This is a genomic window from Pseudomonas sp. MF08831 (assembly GCF_059862645.1).
In genome coordinates this window covers 348,376-367,789 of the sequence record NZ_JCBCUX010000004.1, presented here as the reverse complement: position 1 = coordinate 367,789, position 19,414 = coordinate 348,376, and the positions used below count along the sequence as shown (strand labels likewise).

21 protein-coding genes, 1 tRNA gene and 2 pseudogenes are annotated in these 19,414 nt (G+C 58.3%); 18 read left to right on the top strand and 6 right to left on the bottom strand.

Going from position 1 to position 19,414, the window contains the following annotated elements; genetic code table 11:
* Nucleotides 1-160: 160 nt before the first annotated feature.
* The 4 genes from rpoE to AC19YS_RS10785 all read left to right on the top strand — a co-directional run bounded on the left by rpoE (nt 161) and on the right by AC19YS_RS10785 (nt 4,015).
* Nucleotides 161-742 (top strand): RNA polymerase sigma factor RpoE/AlgU, encoded by a 582-nt coding sequence (gene rpoE / locus AC19YS_RS10800; RefSeq protein ID WP_003172477.1) that lies wholly within the window; start codon nt 161-163, stop codon nt 740-742.
* A gap of 32 nt (nt 743-774) precedes the next feature.
* Nucleotides 775-1,362, top strand: coding sequence for a sigma-E factor negative regulatory protein (locus tag AC19YS_RS10795; protein WP_003172479.1), 588 nt, complete (start codon nt 775-777; stop codon nt 1,360-1,362).
* Between the two features lie 16 nt (nt 1,363-1,378).
* Complete coding sequence (locus AC19YS_RS10790; RefSeq protein WP_200623302.1) at nt 1,379-2,341, top strand: MucB/RseB C-terminal domain-containing protein; 963 nt, start codon at nt 1,379-1,381, stop codon at nt 2,339-2,341.
* A 234-nt stretch (nt 2,342-2,575) separates the two neighbouring features.
* Nucleotides 2,576-4,015 (top strand): DegQ family serine endoprotease, encoded by a 1,440-nt coding sequence (locus AC19YS_RS10785; RefSeq protein ID WP_200623292.1) that lies wholly within the window; start codon nt 2,576-2,578, stop codon nt 4,013-4,015.
* 55 nt (nt 4,016-4,070) lie between these two features.
* Here AC19YS_RS10785 and AC19YS_RS10780 read toward each other — a convergent pair whose 3' ends face one another.
* Complete coding sequence (locus AC19YS_RS10780) at nt 4,071-5,504, bottom strand: M48 family metalloprotease (protein WP_200623290.1); 1,434 nt, start codon at nt 5,502-5,504, stop codon at nt 4,071-4,073.
* Between the two features lie 95 nt (nt 5,505-5,599).
* Between AC19YS_RS10780 and AC19YS_RS10775 the strand changes: the two genes are divergently transcribed.
* Together AC19YS_RS10775 and AC19YS_RS10770 are read left to right on the top strand one after the other, a co-directional pair.
* On the top strand, nt 5,600-5,839 hold the full coding sequence (locus tag AC19YS_RS10775) for a sulfurtransferase TusA family protein (protein WP_200623288.1): 240 nt from the start codon (nt 5,600-5,602) through the stop codon (nt 5,837-5,839).
* Nucleotides 5,840-5,870: 31 nt separating this feature from the next.
* Nucleotides 5,871-6,941, top strand: coding sequence for an AI-2E family transporter (locus AC19YS_RS10770; protein WP_119738961.1), 1,071 nt, complete (start codon nt 5,871-5,873; stop codon nt 6,939-6,941).
* 37 nt (nt 6,942-6,978) lie between these two features.
* Here the strand turns inward: AC19YS_RS10770 and AC19YS_RS10765 are convergent, their stop codons facing one another.
* Nucleotides 6,979-7,452 carry a peroxiredoxin gene (locus tag AC19YS_RS10765; protein WP_145162901.1) on the bottom strand — a complete coding sequence of 158 codons (474 nt, stop codon included), beginning with the start codon at nt 7,450-7,452 and terminating at the stop codon, nt 6,979-6,981.
* A gap of 14 nt (nt 7,453-7,466) precedes the next feature.
* Entirely contained in the window at nt 7,467-8,027 is a 561-nt protein-coding gene (locus AC19YS_RS10760; RefSeq protein WP_003172487.1) for a glycine cleavage system transcriptional repressor, read from the bottom strand.
* Nucleotides 8,028-8,300: 273 nt separating this feature from the next.
* Here AC19YS_RS10760 and dapA point away from each other — a divergent pair, with 273 nt between their 5' ends.
* From dapA to AC19YS_RS10720, 8 genes are all read left to right on the top strand, one after another.
* The gene (gene dapA, locus AC19YS_RS10755; RefSeq protein WP_106577012.1) at nt 8,301-9,179 is read left to right on the top strand and encodes a 4-hydroxy-tetrahydrodipicolinate synthase; all 879 of its coding nucleotides are present in this window, start codon (nt 8,301-8,303) and stop codon (nt 9,177-9,179) included.
* Between the two features lie 17 nt (nt 9,180-9,196).
* A complete protein-coding gene (bamC, locus tag AC19YS_RS10750) occupies nt 9,197-10,312 on the top strand; it encodes an NlpB/DapX family lipoprotein (RefSeq protein WP_106577011.1) in 1,116 nt (371 codons plus the stop codon).
* Nucleotides 10,313-10,316: 4 nt separating this feature from the next.
* Nucleotides 10,317-11,075: an MBL fold metallo-hydrolase gene (locus AC19YS_RS10745; RefSeq protein WP_500601672.1), complete on the top strand. Its 759-nt coding sequence runs from the start codon at nt 10,317-10,319 to the stop codon at nt 11,073-11,075.
* Between the two features lie 27 nt (nt 11,076-11,102).
* Nucleotides 11,103-11,816, top strand: coding sequence for a phosphoribosylaminoimidazolesuccinocarboxamide synthase (gene purC / locus AC19YS_RS10740; protein ID WP_016971341.1), 714 nt, complete (start codon nt 11,103-11,105; stop codon nt 11,814-11,816).
* A gap of 83 nt (nt 11,817-11,899) precedes the next feature.
* Nucleotides 11,900-11,989: transfer RNA gene (locus tag AC19YS_RS10735), tRNA-Ser, on the top strand.
* 589 nt (nt 11,990-12,578) lie between these two features.
* Complete coding sequence (locus AC19YS_RS10730) at nt 12,579-13,064, top strand: Hcp family type VI secretion system effector (RefSeq protein ID WP_500601671.1); 486 nt, start codon at nt 12,579-12,581, stop codon at nt 13,062-13,064.
* A gap of 98 nt (nt 13,065-13,162) precedes the next feature.
* Nucleotides 13,163-13,786, top strand: a complete 624-nt coding sequence (locus AC19YS_RS10725; RefSeq protein WP_500601670.1) for a DUF4225 domain-containing protein — start codon at nt 13,163-13,165, stop codon at nt 13,784-13,786.
* A complete protein-coding gene (locus tag AC19YS_RS10720) occupies nt 13,783-14,109 on the top strand; it encodes a hypothetical protein (protein ID WP_500601669.1) in 327 nt (108 codons plus the stop codon). The genes AC19YS_RS10725 and AC19YS_RS10720 overlap by 4 nt, the downstream gene beginning before the upstream one ends.
* Before the next feature lie 106 nt (nt 14,110-14,215).
* On the opposite strand, the gene AC19YS_RS10715 is transcribed toward AC19YS_RS10720, so the two are convergent.
* The gene (locus AC19YS_RS10715) at nt 14,216-15,442 is read right to left on the bottom strand and encodes an MFS transporter (RefSeq protein WP_500601668.1); all 1,227 of its coding nucleotides are present in this window, start codon (nt 15,440-15,442) and stop codon (nt 14,216-14,218) included.
* A gap of 274 nt (nt 15,443-15,716) precedes the next feature.
* On the opposite strand from AC19YS_RS10715, the gene AC19YS_RS10710 reads away from it, so the two are divergent.
* Complete coding sequence (locus AC19YS_RS10710) at nt 15,717-15,971, top strand: hypothetical protein (RefSeq protein WP_179606794.1); 255 nt, start codon at nt 15,717-15,719, stop codon at nt 15,969-15,971.
* 93 nt (nt 15,972-16,064) lie between these two features.
* On the opposite strand, the pseudogene AC19YS_RS10705 reads toward AC19YS_RS10710, so the two are convergent.
* Nucleotides 16,065-16,259: pseudogene (locus AC19YS_RS10705) on the bottom strand (methyl-accepting chemotaxis protein); the annotation flags it as partial.
* 23 nt (nt 16,260-16,282) lie between these two features.
* Here AC19YS_RS10705 and AC19YS_RS10700 point away from each other — a divergent pair.
* From AC19YS_RS10700 to AC19YS_RS10690, 3 genes and pseudogenes are all read left to right on the top strand, one after another.
* Nucleotides 16,283-17,137 (top strand): annotated as a pseudogene (locus AC19YS_RS10700) (hydantoinase/carbamoylase family amidase); the annotation flags it as partial.
* A gap of 66 nt (nt 17,138-17,203) precedes the next feature.
* Complete coding sequence (locus tag AC19YS_RS10695; protein ID WP_500601667.1) at nt 17,204-18,226, top strand: histone deacetylase family protein; 1,023 nt, start codon at nt 17,204-17,206, stop codon at nt 18,224-18,226.
* A gap of 74 nt (nt 18,227-18,300) precedes the next feature.
* The gene (locus AC19YS_RS10690; RefSeq protein WP_256586935.1) at nt 18,301-18,432 is read left to right on the top strand and encodes a hypothetical protein; all 132 of its coding nucleotides are present in this window, start codon (nt 18,301-18,303) and stop codon (nt 18,430-18,432) included.
* Between the two features lie 28 nt (nt 18,433-18,460).
* Here the strand turns inward: AC19YS_RS10690 and AC19YS_RS10685 are convergent, their stop codons facing one another.
* Nucleotides 18,461-19,354, bottom strand: a complete 894-nt coding sequence (locus AC19YS_RS10685) for an SMP-30/gluconolactonase/LRE family protein (RefSeq protein ID WP_214246559.1) — start codon at nt 19,352-19,354, stop codon at nt 18,461-18,463.
* Nucleotides 19,355-19,414: the final 60 nt, after the last annotated feature.

Sequence of the window (19,414 nt, the reverse complement as noted above, 5' to 3'; positions counted from 1 at the left end):
CAGCCGGCAATGCCCGTGCTGCGTTTTTCGTGTGTGCCAAATCAGTGCGCGCCGGAAACTTGCTTGGAGGGGGAGAACTTTTGCGAAAAGTCCGAGTCTATGTTTGCAAGCCTGATCGTTTAGTTATGCAAGCCTCCTCCAAGTACAACGAGGAGTGTTCATGCTAACCCAGGAAGAGGATCAGCAGCTGGTCGAGCGCGTTCAACGCGGCGACAAGCGAGCATTTGATCTGCTAGTGCTGAAATACCAGCACAAAATTCTCGGGTTGATCGTGCGTTTTGTGCACGACACCCATGAAGCGCAGGACGTTGCACAGGAAGCCTTTATCAAGGCGTACCGTGCACTTGGAAACTTCCGCGGTGATAGTGCGTTTTATACGTGGCTATACCGCATCGCCATTAACACGGCGAAGAACTATCTGGTGTCTCGCGGCCGCCGCCCACCGGACAGTGATGTAAGTTCAGAAGATGCAGAATTTTATGATGGTGATCACGGCCTCAAAGATCTCGAGTCGCCGGAGCGTGCATTGCTGCGCGACGAGATCGAAGGCACCGTTCATCGCACAATTCAGCAACTTCCAGAAGATTTGCGTACGGCGTTAACTTTACGTGAATTCGATGGTCTGAGTTACGAAGACATTGCGAGCGTCATGCAGTGTCCGGTGGGGACTGTAAGGTCACGGATTTTCCGGGCCCGGGAAGCCATCGATAAAGCCTTGCAACCGTTGTTGCAGGAAAACTAAAGACAGCGGCGACAGCCAAGAGAGGAACCGCCATGAGTCGTGATGCCCTGCAGGAATCGCTGTCCGCAGTGATGGATAACGAAGCGGATGAACTGGAACTTCGTCGAGTGCTTAATGCATTTGATGATGCCGAAACCCGTGATACCTGGTCTCGTTACCAAGTCGCTCGGGCGGTGATGCACAAGGATCTTCTAATCCCTCGTCTGGATATTGCTGCGGCCGTTTCTGCTGCGCTGGCTGATGAAGCCGTTCCGGCAAAAGCTGCTCGTGGTCCATGGCGTAGCCTGGGTCGTTTGGCAGTCGCTGCTTCGGTAACTGTTGCCGTATTGGCCGGTGTTCGCCTGTACAACCAGGACGAAATAGCCGGTGCCGAACTGGCCCAACAGACTCAGCAGCCGGTCATGGCCGGTCCGCAAGTCAAAGGTCCAGCAGTGCTGGCCGGCTATAAGGAAAGCTCCGATACCACCGGCCCTATGGCTAACGGTGTACTTCAAGGGCAATCCGGCTGGCAGGATCAGCGTCTTCCAGGCTACCTGCGTCAACACGCACAGGAATCGGCTTTGAAAGGCACTGAAAGCGCTCTGCCGTACGCCCGTGCAGCAAGTCTGGAAAACCGCTAAACCGTTAAGGAGCCCTATGCGCGCCATACCGCTCCTTACGCTTTTGCTCAGTGGTTGTTTTGCACTATCCGCCCATGCCGACGAAGCCCAAGACTGGCTGACTCGACTTGGGCGTGCAGAACAGCAGCAAAGCTTTGAAGGTACGTTCGTCTACGAGCGTAACGGCAGTTTCTCTACCCATGATATCTGGCACCGTATTCAAGACGGGCACGTCCGTGAGCGGCTCTTGCAGCTCGACGGATCAGCTCAGGAATTGGTTCGGGTAGACGGTCGAACCCAATGCGTCAGTGGCGCTCTGGTTGCTGGCCTGGGTAATTCGCCCGAAGCGCCATCGCGCGCTCTTGATCCGCAAAAACTCACTCAACTCTACGAATTGGCCGTCATCGGCAAATCTCGCGTGGCCGGTCGAAATGCGGTGATTGTCTCGATCACGCCGCGCGATCAGTATCGGTATGGGTTCGAATTGCACCTTGATCGTCAAACGGCGTTGCCGCTCAAATCCTTGTTACTTAATGAACAGGGACAATTGTTGGAGCGTTTCCAGTTCACTCGACTGAACACGTCGGTCGCGCTCTCTGATCGAGACTTGCAGCCCAGCGGTGATTGCGCACCTATCGCACTTGCCAATAGCAAAGCGCCTGAAATCCCCGTTACCCATGCGTGGCATTTGGATTGGCTGCCTCCGGGTTTTCAGCTCACCAGCAGTACTGCACGCAAAGATACCCAGACCAAGTCCACCGTCGATAGCTTGATGTACGACGATGGGCTGGCGCGTTTTTCAGTGTTTCTTGAGTCGACCGATGGCGCCAGTGTGAGCGAAACCCGCACCCAGCTGGGCCCGACCGTTGCCGTATCGCGCCGCTTGAACACGGTAGATGGTGAAGTGATGGTGACCGTCGTGGGCGAAATTCCCATCGGCACTGCCGAGCGCATTGCGCTGTCGGTGCGCGGTGAAAAAACCGCCACCGCCAAGCCGTGAGTCGTTAATCCTATGTTCATCCTGACCTTTCAATGTGAGCCTATGCTTGGTTGGAGGCTGGAAGCATGAAACTTCAGGATCAGTATTTTCACTTGCAAAAAATCCCCATGTTTTTTATAGGTCAGGGCTTGTCGGCCCTGGCCTTGTTTTGTTCGCGGAACAAAGATGTCGGTCGCACTTTTCGGCGTTTCTTGAACCCTGTCGCTCAACCCTGCTCGTCGTAACGGGAGCTGTATGTCGATACCACGTTTGAAGTCTTACCTATCCATAGTCGCCACGGTGCTGGTGCTGGGTCAGGCCGTGTCCGCGCAAGCGGCCGAACTGCCTGACTTCACCCAACTGGTGGAGCAGGCCTCGCCTGCCGTGGTGAACATCAGTACCACGCAAAAACTGCCGGATCGTAAAGTCTCGAACCAGCAGATGCCCGACCTGGAAGGCCTGCCGCCAATGCTGCGCGAGTTCTTCGAGCGCGGCATGCCGCAACAGCGTTCCCCGCGTGGCGGCGGCAGTGGCCAGCGTGAGGCGCAGTCCCTGGGCTCGGGCTTCATCATCTCGCCTGACGGCTACATCCTCACCAACAACCACGTGATTGCCGACGCCGACGAGATTCTTGTGCGCCTGGCTGATCGCAGTGAATTGAAGGCCAAGCTGATCGGCACCGACCCGCGTTCCGACGTGGCCTTGCTGAAAATCGACGGCAAAGATTTGCCGGTACTGAAACTGGGTAAATCCCAGGACCTGAAAGCCGGTCAGTGGGTAGTAGCGATCGGTTCACCGTTCGGCTTTGACCATACCGTCACCCAAGGCATTGTCAGTGCCATTGGCCGCAGCCTGCCAAATGAAAACTACGTGCCATTCATCCAGACCGACGTGCCGATCAACCCGGGTAACTCCGGCGGTCCGCTGTTCAACCTGGCGGGCGAAGTGGTCGGGATCAACTCGCAGATTTATACCCGCTCCGGTGGCTTCATGGGGGTGTCCTTCGCCATTCCGATTGACGTGGCCATGGACGTTTCCAACCAGCTCAAAAGCGGTGGCAAGGTCAGCCGTGGCTGGTTGGGCGTAGTGATCCAGGAAGTGAACAAAGACCTGGCCGAGTCTTTCGGTCTCGATAAGCCGGCCGGTGCCCTGGTCGCCCAGATCCAGGACGACGGCCCGGCGGCCAAAGGTGGCCTGCAAGTCGGTGACGTGATTCTGAGCATGAATGGCCAACCAATCATCATGTCGGCCGACCTCCCACACCTGGTCGGTGCACTCAAGGCCGGCAGCAAAGCCAAGCTGGAAGTGATTCGTGACGGCAAACGCCAGAACGTTGAGCTGACCGTTGGTGCTATCCCGGAAGAGGGCGCCACCCTTGACGCTCTGGGCAACGCCAAACCGGGTGCCGAGCGCAGCAGCAATCGCCTGGGCATTGCCGTGGCTGAGCTGACTGATGAGCAGAAGAAAAGCTTCGACCTTAAAAGCGGCGTAGTGATCAAAGAAGTGCAGGACGGCCCTGCCTCTTTGATTGGCCTGCAACCAGGTGACGTGATCACTCACCTGAACAATCAGGCCATCGACTCCACCAAGCAGTTCACCGACATCGCCAAGGCGCTGCCGAAGAACCGTTCGGTGTCGATGCGTGTCTTGCGTCAAGGGCGTGCGAGTTTCATTACCTTCAAACTGGCCGAGTAACTTCCAGGCCAATAAAAAGCCCCGCGAAAGCGGGGCTTTTTTGTGGGCGACGTATTTAGCTCATCATCCCTTTTACCAAGCGTTCCTGCTCGATCAGCTCACGCTGGCGCGCGTCGATACGAGACGACAGCGGGAAGTTGTTGCCAGCCCGGCGTTTGGCAAAATCCAGTTGCTGAATGGCCTGCTGGAAGTCGCCCACCAATGCAAAGTACTCGGCGCGGGCTTGATGCAAGCCAATGATGTTGCCGGACAGTCCGCGTGTCTCGGCGACCTGGTACCAGACGTCGGGGTCGTCGGGACGAGATTTGAGCAGCGCATCCAACGCTTTCTCCGCATCGGCGGTCCGGTTCTGCTTAAGCAGCAAGTCCACGCGCACCTGGTTGAGTGGGTAGTTGCCGGGGTATTGGGTCAGCATCCGATCAGTGCGTTGCTGAGCATCCGGCAAGCGGTTGTTGGTGATGTCCAGCTCGATTTGCGCCAGGTTGTACGTGATGTCGTTGGGCGCCTTGGCCAGCAGCGGTGCCAGGGTTTCGCGCGCTTCCTTGAGTTGAGTGCCCTTGATCTGGGCGATGGCCAGGCCATAGCGCGCCACATCGTTCTTCGGGTTCTCGTCCAACTGCGCCTGGAAGCGTTTGGCCGCAAGACCGGGCGTGTCCTCGTATTGCAACTGCACGCGCGCGCGAATCAGTTGATAGCGCAGACTGTCTTCCTTGCCGCCGGGTTTGGCTTGCTCGGCGCGGTTACGAGTGTCGGCGATCCGTGATTCGGTAACCGGGTGAGTCAGCAGGAACTCCGGTGGCTTGGCGTCGAAGCGATATTGACGCATCAGCCGTTCGAACATGGTCGGCATGGAGCGTGGGTCGTAACCGGCTTTTTCCAGGTTAAGAATGCCGATACGGTCGGCCTCCTGTTCGTTCTGACGGGAGAACCGGCGTTGCTCCTGGATGGCTGCCGCCTGGCTGCCGGCAATCGCGGCAATACCGGCATCACCCGCACCCGCTGCCGCAGCGATGATGCCGCCGAGCAAAGCGGCCATCATCGGGATCTGCATGCGTGACTGCGCTTCCACGCCGCGGGCAAAGTGGCGCTGGGACAAGTGAGCCAATTCGTGGGCGAGTACCGAAGCATATTCGCCTTCGGTTTGCGCGTTGAGGAACAAACCGCCGTTGACCCCGACGATCCCGCCGGGGGCGGCGAAGGCGTTTAGCTGTGGGCTGTTGATCAGGATGAACTCCAGGCGCCGGTCATTGACCTGGCTGGTCTCCACCAGCTTGTACACGCTGGTTTCGACGTAATCCTTGAGTTGTGGGTCATTGAGTTGCGAGACCTGGCCGCGCAGGTAAGCAAGCCAAGCGCGGCCCAGCTGGTATTCCTGTTGTGGCGAGACAATGGCAGAACTGGCGTCGCCAAGTGACGGCAGGTCGTCAGCGAAGCCCGGAGAGGCCAGCAGGCAGGCCAGCGTCAGCAGGGTAGGGCGCAAAAAAGTCATGCACAGAGCCTTTCGACAAAGAGCTTACTGTAGCCGGACACTGAGCTTCGGACCAGATATTCTAAGCACCCCAAACGCGTGCCCGGAGTAAAACCATGACCGACGCTGTAGCCTTTGATGCCGAACTCGATGCCAGCGGCCTCAATTGCCCGTTGCCGTTGCTTAAGGCCAAGCTGGAACTCAATCGATTGGCCAGCGGTGCGGTGCTCAAGGTGATCGCCACGGACGCAGGCTCCCAGCGTGATTTCCGCACGTTTGCCAAGTTGGCTGGCCACACCCTGTTGCATGAAGAAGACGCCGGCGGTGTATACCGCTATTGGTTGCGCAAGGCCTGAACCGTTCGCCCCTACCGCCCGAGGTTGATTGATGTTCAAAGTGTTACGAGACTGGATTCAGCGCTACTTCTCCGATGAGGAAGCCGTGGTGCTGGCGGTCCTGCTGTTCCTGGCTTTTACCGCCGTACTCACCTTGGGCGGCATGTTGGCACCGGTGCTGGCGGGGATGGTGTTGGCGTACCTGATGCAAGGCCTGGTCACCACGCTGGAGCGTATGCGTTTGCCGGGCGGGGTCGCGGTAGGGTTGGTGTTTGCGTTGTTCATGGGGTTGTTGGTGGTGTTCATCGTGGTGGTGCTGCCGTTACTGTGGCATCAGCTGATTACGTTATTCAACGAGTTGCCGGGCATGCTCGCCAAGTGGCAATCGCTGTTGCTGCTGTTGCCTGAACGCTATCCGCACCTGGTGTCTGACGAGCAGGTGCTGCAGGCCATCGAAGTGGCGCGCGGCGAGATCGGAAAGTTCGGGCAATGGGCGCTGACCTTTTCCCTGTCCAGTCTGCCGTTGCTGGTCAACATCATGATCTACCTGGTGTTGGTGCCGATTCTGGTGTTCTTCTTTCTCAAGGACCGCGCGATGATTGGCCGCTGGGTAAGCGGTTACTTGCCGCGTGAGCGAGCGCTGATTACCCGAGTGGCGGAGGAAATGAACCGGCAGATTGCCAACTACATCCGCGGCAAGGTCATTGAGATCGTCATCTGCGGGGGCGTCACCTACATCGCTTTCGTCGCGCTCGGCCTGAACTACGCGGCATTGCTGGCGTTGCTGGTGGGGGTGTCGGTGGTGGTGCCCTACGTCGGCGCGGTGGTGGTAACGGTGCCGGTGATGTTGATCGCGCTGTTCCAGTGGGGCTGGAGTGATCAGTTCATCTACCTGATGGCGGTGTACGGCATTATCCAGACCCTGGACGGAAACGTATTAGTGCCGCTGTTGTTCTCGGAGGCCGTCAACCTGCACCCGGTGGCGATCATCTGTGCGGTGTTGTTGTTTGGCGGGCTATGGGGGTTTTGGGGCGTGTTCTTTGCGATTCCCCTGGCGACACTGTTCAAGGCCGTACTGGATGCGTGGCCGCGACAAGAGCCGGTGGTGGCGCCTTTGTTGTAACGATGGGGGCGAACACCCGGTGTTCGCCCCCAACCATTCAAGCCTTGCTCAGCGCCTGCGCCGCCGCCAAGACAGCGTCCACATGCCCTGGCACTTTCACGCCACGCCATTCCTGACGCAGCACGCCGTCCTTGTCGATCAAGAAGGTGCTGCGATCAACGCCCAGGTATTCCTTACCGTAAAGCTTCTTCAGTTTGATCACATCAAACAGCTGGCAAACCGCTTCGTCCTTATCGCTGATCAGCTCGAAGGGAAATTCCTGCTTGGCCTTGAAGTTTTCGTGGGACTTCACGCTATCGCGCGACACGCCAAACACCTCGGTGTTGGCGGCCTTGAACGCTGCGTACTGGTCCCGAAAGCCCTGGCCTTCGGTGGTGCAGCCCGGCGTGCTGTCTTTCGGATAGAAGTAGATCACCACTTGCTTGCCCTTGAGGGCTGCGAGGCTGAAGGTCTGGCCGCTGGTGGCCTGGGCTTCGAAATCGGCCACGGGTTTATCGATGACTACCGGCATGGATAGAGACTTCCTTACATTGGGTTCTGTGGGCGCCATGGCTCGATCAAGGCGTCGAGGTTCAGGGCATCGGCGAAATCCAGGAACTGGTCACGCAACCAACTGATCTGCACACCCGCCGGCAAGGTCACGGTAAACGTGGCGTTGAGCATGGTGCCGCCGGTCTGTGGCGCTTGGTAGGTGTCGCAGGTCAGGTTCTCGAGTTCGACGTTGTGGTCGATGAAGAACTGGCACAGCTCATTGACGATGTCCGAACGGTAAGCCGAGCTGACGTATGCCACGTAAGGCAGGGCCTGCGGGCGGTTTTCCAGTGCAGCGCTGCGCACTACGTTGACGGTGAAGTCATGCTTCTTGGCCAGGCCCGGCAGGCCGGTTTCCAGGCGGGCCAAGGCGTCCCAGGTGCCGGAAATCTGCAGCACCAGCGCGCTGCACTCGCCATGGCGCGTGAGGCGAGAGGTTACGACGGCGCAGCGGTTTTCATGGCTGGCGCGGCACAGGACGTTGGTCAGCTCCATGGGGTTGGCGCCGAGGGCACTGATAACAAGGAATTGTTCGCGAACTGTGGGGGTGGACATGCAGCCTTCCTAAAACGATGAGCGGTCGATACGGTCAGGGCTGTATCGATCAAAGGATGAAGGGTAGCGAAAACCGCCGCCAAGGGATAGGAGGTGGCGTTTTCATTGCGTGATCGGTCTGATTTCAGCGTGCTTCAAGGCACGCTTTGACCCAATGATGGCATTGCCCACCGTTTAGTTGCCCCAGAACGCATCCTCAGGCGGTACTTCGCTTGTACAAGCATCTTGGCGCCAGTACCATTACGGCTCTCTTTTTCCGGCAGGAGCGGTTGCATGATTGCGGGCAGTATGGTGGCACTGGTCACACCCATGGATGCACAAGGTCATCTCGACTGGGATAGCCTGGGCAAACTGGTGGACTTCCACCTGCAAGAGGGCACCAACGCCATTGTGGCGGTCGGCACCACAGGTGAGTCGGCCACACTGGATGTGGAAGAACACATCCAGGTGATCGAATTCGTGGTCAAGCGCGTTGCGGGCCGTATCGCCGTGATCGCCGGCACGGGCGCCAACTCGACGCGTGAAGCGATCGAGCTGACCAAAAATGCCAAGAAAGCCGGCGCCGATGCCTGCCTGCTGGTGACCCCGTACTACAACAAGCCGACCCAGGAAGGCCTGTACCAGCACTTTCGCACCATTGCCGAAGCCGTTGATATCCCGCAGATCCTCTACAACGTACCCGGCCGCACTGCCTGCGACATGAAGGCCGAGACCGTGATTCGCCTGTCCACCGTGCCGAACATCATTGGTATCAAAGAAGCCACCGGTGATCTGCAGCGCGCTAAGGACATTCTGGCCGGCGTGAGCAGCGACTTCCTGGTGTATTCCGGTGACGACGCCACGGCTGTCGAGCTGATCCTGCTGGGTGGCAAGGGCAACATCTCGGTGACCGCCAATGTCGCCCCGCGCGCCATGAGCGAACTGTGCGCCGCCGCCATCGCCGGTGACGCCGTGACCGCCCGCGCGATCCACGAGAAGCTGATGCCGCTCAACAAAACACTGTTTATTGAATCCAACCCTATTCCCGTGAAATGGGCGCTGTTTGAGATGGGCTTGATGCCGGACGGTATCCGTCTGCCGCTCACCCGGCTCAGCGAAGCCTGTCACGAACCGCTGCGACAGGCCCTGCGCCAGTCCGGCGTCCTGGTTTAATTGAGGAAGCACTACGCATGAAGCGATTGGCCGGACTTTCCGCACTTGCCTTGATTATCTCCAGCACCAGTGGCTGCGGTTGGATTTGGGGCCCGGATGGTTACTTCCGTGACCGCGGCAGCGATTACCTGGAAGCACAAGCAACCAAACCGATGCAACTGCCGCCGGACGTCAATGTCGCCAAGCGCCTTGACCCGTTGCTGCCTATTCCGCGCAACGTCGCCGACGACACCACCAAGGGTGAATACGTGGTGCCACGTCCACAGCCGATCTCGGCCGTGGCTGATGCCAGCGACTACAGCCTGCAGAAGAGCGGCGACAACCGCTGGATTATCGCCCAGCGCCCGCCTGCCGAAGTCTGGCCAGTGGCGGTGCAGTTTTTCCAGGACAACGGTTTTCGCATTGACCAGCAACGCCCGCAGACCGGTGAATTCACCACTGCCTGGCAGCGCAGCAGCGAACTGTCCGCCAACATGGCCCAGCGCCTGCAGGCCGGCGGTGTAGCCGCTGACAGCGAAGCCCGTGTGCGTGTGCGCATCGAGCCGGGCGTGCAGCGCAATACCAGTGAAGTCTACGTGGTCAGCGCCGAGCGTCCCGCCGGCAGCACCGCCGCTGTCGATTTCACCCCGCGTTCGGTCAACATGGGCGTGGACGCCGCGCTGGTCGACGAGATGCTGGCCAGCATGAGCCGTATCTCCGAGAAGGGCGGTTCGGTGTCGCTTCTCGCTGCGCGTGATTACGACACGCCGAACCGCGTCAGCCTCACCGAGGACGGCAGCGGTAACGTGGTACTGAACCTGGGTGAAGACCTCGACCGTGCCTGGGCCAGTGTTGGCCGCGCGTTGGAGAAAGGCCCATGGCGCGTTGAAGACATCAACCGCAGCCTGGGTCTGTACTACATCAACGTGGCTGAAAAAGCCGAGAAGAAAGACGACGAGCCAGGTTTCTTCGGCAAACTGTTCGGCAGCAAGCCGACCAAGGAAGAGGTCGAAACCCGCGCCGAGCGCTACCAGATTCGTTTGAGCAAAGTGGGCGAAAGCGTGCAAGTCACCGTCGAGAAAAACATCAACACCGTTGCGCCGGCTGAAACAGCGCGCAAAGTGTTGGGCGTGATTCAGGACAACCTGGGCTGATCCAATGCGTTTTGCCGTTCTCGGCAGCGGTAGCCAAGGGAACGGCACGCTGGTCGCCCACGACGACACGTACGTGCTGGTGGATTGTGGTTTCTCGTTAAAAGAAACCGAGCGGCGCCTGCTGCGCCTGGGGGTTCACCCCGCACAGCTGAGCGCGATTCTAGTGACCCACGAACATGCCGACCACGTGCATGGCGTGGGTTTGCTGTCTCGGCGCTACAATCTTCCGGTGCACCTGAGTCGCGGCACACAGCGCGGGATGCGCAAACCCATAGAACCTGCAGGTTTCCTGGCTGGCGGCGAGCAGCTGCAGATTGGTGCGTTGAGCATCGATGTGATTGCCGTTGCGCATGATGCCCAGGAGCCCACGCAGTATGTATTCAGCGACGGAGAGCGACGTTTTGGCGTGCTCACCGACCTGGGTTCCTACTGTTCCAAGGTGCTGGACGGATACCGCAACCTCGATGCATTGATGATCGAGTCCAACCACTGTCGAGACTTGCTGGCGCGCGGTCATTATCCGTACTTCCTCAAGCAACGGGTGGGCGGCGAGCTGGGACATTTGAATAACCACCAGGCGGCGTACCTGGTGTATGAGTTGGGCTGGCAAGACCTGCAGCACTTGGTCCTGGCCCACCTGAGCAGCAAGAACAACCTGCCGCAGCTGGCCCGGCAATGTTTTGTCGACACCCTCGGGTGCGACCCGGACTGGCTGCAACTGGCCGATCAAGATTCAGGGCTCGACTGGCGACACATCGCCTAGCCCACCATTTAGCAAGCGGAGCCCATCATGGAAAAACGTGAAGAACTCTACCGCGGCAAAGCCAAGTCGGTGTACAAGACCGACGACGCCAACCGCCTGATCCTGCTGTTTCGCAACGACACCTCGGCGTTCGACGGCAAGCGCATCGAACAGCTCGACCGCAAAGGCATGGTGAACAACAAGTTCAACGCCTTCATCATGCAGAAACTCGAAGCGGCGGGCATCCCGACCCAATTCGACAAACTGCTGGGCGACAACGAGTGCCTGGTCAAGAAGCTCGACATGATCCCGGTTGAATGCGTTGTGCGTAACTACGCCGCCGGCAGCCTGGTCAAGCGTCTGGGCGTGGAAGAGGGCCTTAAGCTCAACCCTTACACGTTTGAGCTGTTCCTGAAGGACGACGCCAAGGGCGACCCGTTCATCAACGAATCCCACGTCGTGGCATTCGGTTGGGGCACCGCTGAGCAACTGGCACGCATGAAGGAGTTGTCCCTCAAGGTCAACGAGGTGCTGAGCAAGCTGTTCGACGACGCTGGCCTGCTGCTGGTCGACTTCAAGCTGGAATTCGGCGTATTCCACGACGGCTCCATCGTCCTGGGCGATGAATTCAGCCCGGACGGCTGTCGCCTGTGGGACAAAGACACCAAGAAGAAGATGGACAAAGACCGCTTCCGCCAGGGCCTCGGTGACGTTATCGAAGCCTACGAAGAAGTCGCCAATCGTCTCGGCGTACCGCTTTAATCGACGCAAGCATCTGATAGCACGGAAAAAAATCGCATTTGGGGTTTGCTTCCGCGAAACACACTGTTATGATGCGCGCCGTTGGAGAGATGCCAGAGTGGCCGAATGGGACGGATTCGAAATCCGTTGTACCTTCACCGGTACCTAGGGTTCGAATCCCTATCTCTCCGCCATTACATAGAAAAAGCCCCGTAGCTGAATAAGCTACGGGGCTTTTTTGCGTTGGCTTATAAATCGGCGGCAGGCTCAATCGCTCAGTTGCTTTCCGATAAACCTGATCACGATCTGGTATATCAAAGGTCGCCCCAGCGACGGTGTTTCTACTCAGTCACCTGAAAAATTAGCCTGGCTGCTACGTCGCTTGGGCTGTAGCCATCAGGCATTCCATGCAGTCGGTTAGCGTCAATCCGGAGATCTTCAGTACTTATACCCATTCCTCCGTGAGCGACTGACGAACGGTATCGCCAAGTTTTTGCCATTCCTTCAATGGCTTGATCTTCCTCGGTCATCAGAACACCCGAGGACAACTGCCACCCAGTCCTGTTTGAAAGCAGAGATTAGTAAGTTCTTCATAACGTGTTGTTACATCGTGAAAAGGCTTACTCCCGACCTACCGATGCGCTCAACGCCATTTATGACGACGACAGTGCGCTGAAATCAGAAGTCTCAGATTTTCCTGAGAACCGGACGCGTCCTACACGTGCATCCTTGATCGCTGTAATAGTCTACTCAGCCGATTGATTGAGTACGAGAAGGTTACCCATGGCGAACACTGGTTATATGTCGATCACCGGTAAGGTTCAAGGATTGATTTCAGCGGGTTGTTCAAGTCAGGAATCGATAGGTAATAAGTGTCAGCCGGGCCATTTAGATGAAATCATGGCGCTCTCATACAGCCATAACATGGCGAATATTGGCAACGTGAACAAGCCGACGCATCGCCCAATTGTGCTCACAAAAAATGTTGATAAATCGTCACCCTTACTCGCTCAAGCGCTTTCAAGTAGAGAGGAAATTGAATGTACGATTAACTTTTATCGAATATCTTCCTTTGGACAGCAGCAAAAGTTTTACTCAATCTCCATTGAAGGCGGTGTTATCACAGACCTGACGCTGGATATGCCGCATGTCATTTTACAAAACGATGCCGAACCACAGGAACATCTAGCGATTCGTTATCGGAGCATCACGTGGGCTCACCACCTTGCTGGCACAACAGGCTATAGCGCTTGGGGAGGCGATGAGTGAAACCCTTGACGGACAGAGTGGATGGCGACAGGTTCGATAGCTGCGATTTTTGGCAGGTCAGTCGTGCTGGGAGCATTCTGGCTAACCAGGCGTGTACCGTGAGCGCACGACATATCAAAGATGGAGTTCTGCGACTGCAGTTCAACCGTGAGGTAGCGTTTTTCGCGAGAAGTATTGTCCACGATGTGGAGCAGGGTAAAAAGTCCCCAGAGCAGGGTCTTAGGGACTTGGAGAACGAGCAAAAAAGCCTGCTTGACCAGTCAATGGAAATTTCTCGACAGGGTATTGGGATGATTGCAGGTGCACTGCAATTCGCGGCCGGAGCAGGGATTTGTTACGGGTCTATCGGTGCGCTATGTGTGGTCCCTGGAGTGCCGTTGATGGCGCACGGAGCCAATAATGTCTATGAGGGCGGACGCAATTTGTGGGAGCGCCGCTCGGACACTCAAGGGCCGGTGCGCAAGGTTTACCACCAAGTTGCTAAAGCAATGGGCGGTGGTGAGTTTGAAGGAAATATGGCGTATGGAGGCGGCGATTTATTGATGTCAGTGTATGGTGCGACCAGGTTGGTTTTAAAGCCTGATTCTTGGCGTCTGTTTCGTTATGTTCGTAGTGACTATCAACGTGGATATGTCGAGGCTAGCAAATTTACCTTAGTTTTTGACGCGTTTGCTGACGGAGTGACGATGGATAATTTGACTAGAGATATAAAGAATAAATGAGCAGTGATAATATTTTTTTAACTTTATTTTATTTTATAGTTTCTGTTTTGGTTTTCTTGTGTAGTTATTCAATTAGCAGGCGTCTTTCTGGTGAAGGCTTTAAAGAGAAATGGTTTTGGCTGTGCCTTGCTGGCGTTCTACTTTGGGGGACGGTGCAATATAACGTAGCTCGTCACGGATCTATTTTATTTTTTTCGTCTCCTCTGGAGTTTCTTGTGAGTAATTATTGGATTCGATGGATTGCATTCATCAGTGCTGTCCTTCAAGCGATATGTATTCCTAGCAAAACAATGCACAAGCCAAACGCTGGTGGATCTATTTGAGCATGATTTCCCGGCGGATAAACACGGAAGATCCTGTCTAACATCTAAAACTAAAAAAGCCTGCTGAGCTCAACGCCCAGCAGGCCTTTCAGTCATTCCTCCCTGGTCAGCCGGGCTGCGCCACCAAGCTGTTGCTCACATTGCGCCCCAGCACCAAGACCGTCACAAACCCACAGCCGACCAACGCCGTCGCCAAACTCAACAATATCGCGCTGCCCATCTGATCGACGATCCGTCCGCCAAAGAACGAACCCAAGGCAATGATCACTTGGAACAAGGCAACAAACAGTGGCATGCCGCGTTCGACATCCTTGGGCGCCACTACAAACATCCAGATACTGGCGCAGGCCGGGAAGGCGCCGAAGGCGAAGCCCCACAGCCCGATCAACATCGCGGCGCCGGTCATGCCGGTGGCGAAGTAGGGGAACAGCGCGGTGCTGGTGCCGATCATCAGCGCGACCAGCAGCAAGGTGTAACGGACGCTGCGGTTGGCGGCGAAACCGGCAAAGACATTGCCCATCACGCCGGCCACACCGTAAAGCAGCAGCAGTGAGCCAATCGTTGGGCCGTCGAAGCCGGAGCTGTTTTTGAAGAAGGGCGCGACATAGGTGTAGGCCGCAAAGTGCGCCAGCCCGATCAGCAAGACGGCGATCAACCCGACCCGTGCTTGTGGGTTGATGAACAAGGCCGGCAGGTCGCGGACCTGAATGGCTTTTTCCGGGGTAAGGCGTGGCAGCAGGAGGACTTGCGCCAGCAGCACCGGCACGCCCACCAGCGCGGTCACCAGAAAGGTCATGCGCCAGCCCATCAGGCCACTGAGCCAGGTGCCAACAGGCACGCCAAGCACGGTGGCCAGCGTCACTCCCATCATGATGATCGACGTGGCCTTCGCTACGCCCACACCCTTGGGTGCCAAGCGCCCGCTGAGGGCGATCGCTGTCGCCCAGAAGCCGCCGATGCTGATGCCCAGCAGTACGCGGCCGAACAACAGCACGCTGAAATCGCTGGCGTAGGCCACCACCGAGTTGGCGATGATCATGATCAGCGTCAGGCCGATCAGCAGGTAACGACGGTCCATGGCGCCAATGCTGACAGACAGCAACGGCGCGGCCAGGGCGGCCATGATGCCGGGCAGGGTCACCATCAGGCCGGCGTGGCCGGCGCTGATGCCGAGGTCGCTGGCAACGTCGTTGAGTACGCCCACCGGCAGAAACTCACTGGTCACCAAGGCGAAGGCGCCCACGGCGACCGAGAGAATCGCCAGCCACTGCTGTTTGACGCTCTGTTGATTATGTTCGGGAAGGCCGCTGGGAGCCGGGCTGGCGCTTGGCATGGTATTGGGTTCCATAGGGACATGTCGCCTGAAGCAGGCGAGGGGAAGGGAGAGTGGGGGCGATTATAGGAAGCGGGTTGGGCAATCACACAGGCGAGCGTTTCGATAATAACCATCAGTGCAATCGATTAGACGCCTTACATCACGCTTGCGCCTTTCGTACCGGTTTCCCAAACGTTGCCTACAGGCAGCGCGTTGCGACCTGTTCTGCAACTCACTATCGTGGTCCAGCGATTTTCAGGTAGGAAATCCCACACAGCAAAGGAGTTGCATCATGAGCAAAAACACCAAGAAAACCTCCGGCAAGATGGCCACTTTGGCGGCGGAAACCCTCAATAATCCAAACGCTTCGGCCCTTGCCAAAAGCCTTGCCGCTTCGGCGTTGGCCCAGAGCGGTACAGACAAGCAGACGAGCGCCGGGATGGAGGAGAAAGCAGCGAAGGCGCTTCAGAGCGATAAATACAGCGACCAGACCAAATCCCTCGCTGCCTCGGTCCTCTCCCAGGCCAATAGAGAACGCGGACGCTGAGTTAACAACGCCGCCAAGGCACAAGCCCTGTAGCTGAACACGCTACGGGGCTTTTTCGTTTCCGATGTTTTGTTCCAGCAGCTTGCGGCGGGCTTAAACCACGAACTTCGCAATCATTGTGTTCAGGTCAACCGCCAGGCGCGAAAGCTCCTGACTGGCGGCGGTGGTCTGATTGGCCCCGGCGGCCGTCTGGGCCGACAGATCACGGATATTCGTCAGGTTGCGATCCACCTCCCGGGCCACTTGCGCCTGCTCTTCGGAAGCGCTGGCGATGATCAGGTTGCCTTCGGTGATGCGGGTGATTGCATGGCCCGGCCATGCTTGGCTCGGCCGTGTTCACCGGCAGCCTGGCACTCGACCAGGCGCTGGCCACCACCGATGCCGCCGGCATCAGCGTGGCCGAGGCTTTGCGCAGCACCGGCTACAACGGCGAGCGACCCCTGGGTGGCGCGGTGGACGCGTATTTTGAAGCCCATATCGAGCAGGGCCCGATCCTGGAGGACAACGCCAAGAGCATTGGCGTGGTGACCGGTGGCCAGGCGATCCGCTGGCTCGACGTGCGGGTCCAAGGCGTGGCCGCGCATGCCGGCACCACGCCGATGCCCCTGCGCAAGGACGCGCTGTATGGCGCGGCAAAAATGATCCAGGCGCTGGAAAACCTCGCCGCCGATTTCGCCTCCGAAGGCCTGACCACGGTCGGCGAGTTAAGCATCAGCAAGTCGTCGCGCAACACCATTCCCGGCTTGTTGACCTTCACTGTCGACCTGCGTCATCACCGCGACGCCGACATTGAAGCCATGGAGCAACAGGTGCGCGCGCGCCTGCACGCCATCGCCGAGAAGCGCGGCCTGACGGTCAGCATCAGTGCGCACTGGATCAGCCCGGCAACGCCGTTCGATGCCGATTGTGTGGCGTGCGTGCAGTCGTCGGTGGATGCCTTGGGCTACAGCCAGCAACGCATCGTCAGCGGCGCCGGCCACGATGCCATTCACCTGGCACGGTACTGCCCGACGGCGATGATTTTTATCCCGTGTGTCGGTGGACTCAGCCATAACGAAGCTGAAGACGTGCTGCCCGAGGATGTGCGCCAAGGCACCGATGTGCTGCTTAACGCCGTGTTGCAGCGCGCAGGCCAAGCTGATCAACGACTCAACGCTAACGTCTGACCAGATTCGACTGCAGGCGCCGGCACGCCAGCGCCTGCAGGTTGGGCGTTTATACAGGAGCATCTCATGCGTACATTTTTCCACCCCGAACAACTGTTGCACCATCCGCGCAGCTACTACTCCCGCGGTCAGATGCGCACGCCCCAGGAGGTCCCCGAGCGCGCGCGCAACTTGCTGTTGGCCGCACAGACCTTGGGCTTCGATATCCAGCCGCCTGCTGACTACGGCCTTGAACCATTGCTGGGCGTGCACGGCGCGCTTTACCTGACGTTTTTGCAGGAAGCGCATTCGCGCTGGAAGGAGATCCCCGAGGACTGGGGCGACGAAGTCATGTCGAATATCTTCGTGCGCGAACCCAACGCCCTGCGCGGCATCCTCGCTCAGGCTGCGCGTTACCTGGCGGATGGCAGTTGCCCGGTCGGCGAGTTGACGTGGCGTTCGGCGTACTGGTCGGCGCAAAGTGCCGTCGCCGCTGCCAAGCATATCCTTGACGGCGCGCCGGCGGCCTATGCGCTGTGTCGCCCGCCGGGCCACCATGCTCGTTACGATGCGGCGGGTGGTTTCTGCTACATCAACAATGCGGCGGTGGCCGCTCAGGTTCTGCGCGAAGGCTTTGCGCGCGTGGCCGTGCTGGACACCGACATGCACCACGGCCAAGGCATCCAGGAGATTTTCTACGACCGTGACGACGTGCTGTATGTGTCGATCCACGGCGACCCGACCAACTTCTACCCGGGCGTCGCAGGCTTTGCCGACGAGCGCGGCGTGGCTGGCGGTGCAGGCTTTAACCTCAACCTGCCCATGGCCCATGGCGCCAGCGAAGCGGTGTTCTTCGAAAAGCTGGCGCTGGCCTTGGCGGCGGTCAAGGCGTTCTCGGCGGATGTGCTGGTGTTGTCCTTGGGGTTCGACATCTATGAACTCGACCCACAAAGCAAAGTGGCGGTGACGCGTGAAGGGTTTGCGCGCTTGGGCGAATGCGTCCGGCAGTTGGGCTTACCCTGCGTGATTGTGCAGGAGGGTGGCTATCACCTGGAAACACTGGACAGCAATGCGCAGGCGTTTTTCAGCGGCGCCAAGGCGTGGGTGTAATGCGCAGGCGATAACTTCCGTAGATGCGTGATATCTTTGTGCCATCACGCGTCGTGATCGTCACGGAGGGTCGTATGAAAAAGCTTTCGTTGGTTGGGTTACTGGTGGTCTTGATGGTTACCCCGATGTTCGCGGCGGCGTGCCCCAAGGGCACGCATCCGGTGGGCGGCACAGGCTCGCACCACAAAGGCGGCACTTGCCAGTAGCCGCTGTTCGGTCTGTCTCGGGGCGGCGTCAGGGCTTGTGGCCGTCGCCGGCCGCCGCCAGCGCGTTGTTCACCAGTTTGAGTACCCGATTGCGTCCACCTTCGGCCACCAGGTAAGTGCCGTCTGCGGTTCGCACAATCGATTGCGGCGCCTTCAAAAACGACAGAATCGTCTGCTGGCGCCCCTGTTTGTCGATCAGCAACAAGCGTGCGCGGTGGGTGGAATCTTCATTGACCCACAGGCCCCGCTCATCGCACATCAAAAAGGTCGGTTGGTTAAGTTTGGCCAGTACCACCGGGTCACTGCCGTCGGCGGTCAGTTCGCGCACCATGCCTTCTTTCTTTTTGGTGTAGAGCATGCGGCCATCCGTGCAGCGGATAATCGACTCCGCCTGGTCCAGGCCCTCGCGTATTACGCTTATGCTCTGGTCGCTCCAGCGATAGCGCAGCAGGCGCCCTGCATGGCTGCGGTCTTCGATGGCATAGAGGTAGTCGCCGTCATCCCACAAGCCTTGCACGTTTTCGCCTTTGAACAATTCGGTGACCGCGCCGTCCTTGAGAAAGCTGACGGGGGCGTTGCCGGTTTCCTGGCTGAACACCCAGCCGCCTCGCGTGGCCAACATTCCGTCGGGTTTGGACAGGTTGCCCAGCACGACGTCGCGCGTTCCATCCAGCCGGATGTGCACGATACTGCCCAGCCCGTCCTTGAGTTCCTGGGTGACCATCAACGAGCCGTCAGCCATGGGCATCAACGACGCGGCCTTGGCCACATCGGTGTGCAAAACCTGGTAACTCCACGAATCGGCGGCGCGCACCGGGTAAAAACTTTGCCAGGCAAAAAAGCCCAGGGTGGCGGTGCACAGCAGGCCGAGCGCCCACGATGCGAGGCGCAGGGGCCGATAGTTCTTGTTGGATTGAGTCATTGTTCGGTGCCGGTAGCCGCTTGCAAGGCCGGTCACCGTACCAAGCCTGCCACCGCACGG

Bases quoted from the DNA above. Each gene is read 5' to 3' on its own strand.
- rpoE (WP_003172477.1), top strand. From the start codon at position 161: ATGCTAACCCAGGAAGAGGATCAGCAGCTGGTCGAGCGCGTTCAACGC.
- AC19YS_RS10795 (WP_003172479.1), top strand. From the start codon at position 775: ATGAGTCGTGATGCCCTGCAGGAATCGCTGTCCGCAGTGATGGATAAC.
- AC19YS_RS10790 (WP_200623302.1), top strand. From the start codon at position 1,379: ATGCGCGCCATACCGCTCCTTACGCTTTTGCTCAGTGGTTGTTTTGCA.
- AC19YS_RS10785 (WP_200623292.1), top strand. From the start codon at position 2,576: ATGTCGATACCACGTTTGAAGTCTTACCTATCCATAGTCGCCACGGTG.
- AC19YS_RS10780 (WP_200623290.1), bottom strand. From the start codon at position 5,504: ATGACTTTTTTGCGCCCTACCCTGCTGACGCTGGCCTGCCTGCTGGCC.
- AC19YS_RS10775 (WP_200623288.1), top strand. From the start codon at position 5,600: ATGACCGACGCTGTAGCCTTTGATGCCGAACTCGATGCCAGCGGCCTC.
- AC19YS_RS10770 (WP_119738961.1), top strand. From the start codon at position 5,871: ATGTTCAAAGTGTTACGAGACTGGATTCAGCGCTACTTCTCCGATGAG.
- AC19YS_RS10765 (WP_145162901.1), bottom strand. From the start codon at position 7,452: ATGCCGGTAGTCATCGATAAACCCGTGGCCGATTTCGAAGCCCAGGCC.
- AC19YS_RS10760 (WP_003172487.1), bottom strand. From the start codon at position 8,027: ATGTCCACCCCCACAGTTCGCGAACAATTCCTTGTTATCAGTGCCCTC.
- dapA (WP_106577012.1), top strand. From the start codon at position 8,301: ATGATTGCGGGCAGTATGGTGGCACTGGTCACACCCATGGATGCACAA.
- bamC (WP_106577011.1), top strand. From the start codon at position 9,197: ATGAAGCGATTGGCCGGACTTTCCGCACTTGCCTTGATTATCTCCAGC.
- AC19YS_RS10745 (WP_500601672.1), top strand. From the start codon at position 10,317: ATGCGTTTTGCCGTTCTCGGCAGCGGTAGCCAAGGGAACGGCACGCTG.
- purC (WP_016971341.1), top strand. From the start codon at position 11,103: ATGGAAAAACGTGAAGAACTCTACCGCGGCAAAGCCAAGTCGGTGTAC.
- AC19YS_RS10730 (WP_500601671.1), top strand. From the start codon at position 12,579: ATGGCGAACACTGGTTATATGTCGATCACCGGTAAGGTTCAAGGATTG.
- AC19YS_RS10720 (WP_500601669.1), top strand. From the start codon at position 13,783: ATGAGCAGTGATAATATTTTTTTAACTTTATTTTATTTTATAGTTTCT.
- AC19YS_RS10715 (WP_500601668.1), bottom strand. From the start codon at position 15,442: ATGCCAAGCGCCAGCCCGGCTCCCAGCGGCCTTCCCGAACATAATCAA.
- AC19YS_RS10710 (WP_179606794.1), top strand. From the start codon at position 15,717: ATGAGCAAAAACACCAAGAAAACCTCCGGCAAGATGGCCACTTTGGCG.
- AC19YS_RS10695 (WP_500601667.1), top strand. From the start codon at position 17,204: ATGCGTACATTTTTCCACCCCGAACAACTGTTGCACCATCCGCGCAGC.
- AC19YS_RS10690 (WP_256586935.1), top strand. From the start codon at position 18,301: ATGAAAAAGCTTTCGTTGGTTGGGTTACTGGTGGTCTTGATGGTTACC.
- AC19YS_RS10685 (WP_214246559.1), bottom strand. From the start codon at position 19,354: ATGACTCAATCCAACAAGAACTATCGGCCCCTGCGCCTCGCATCGTGG.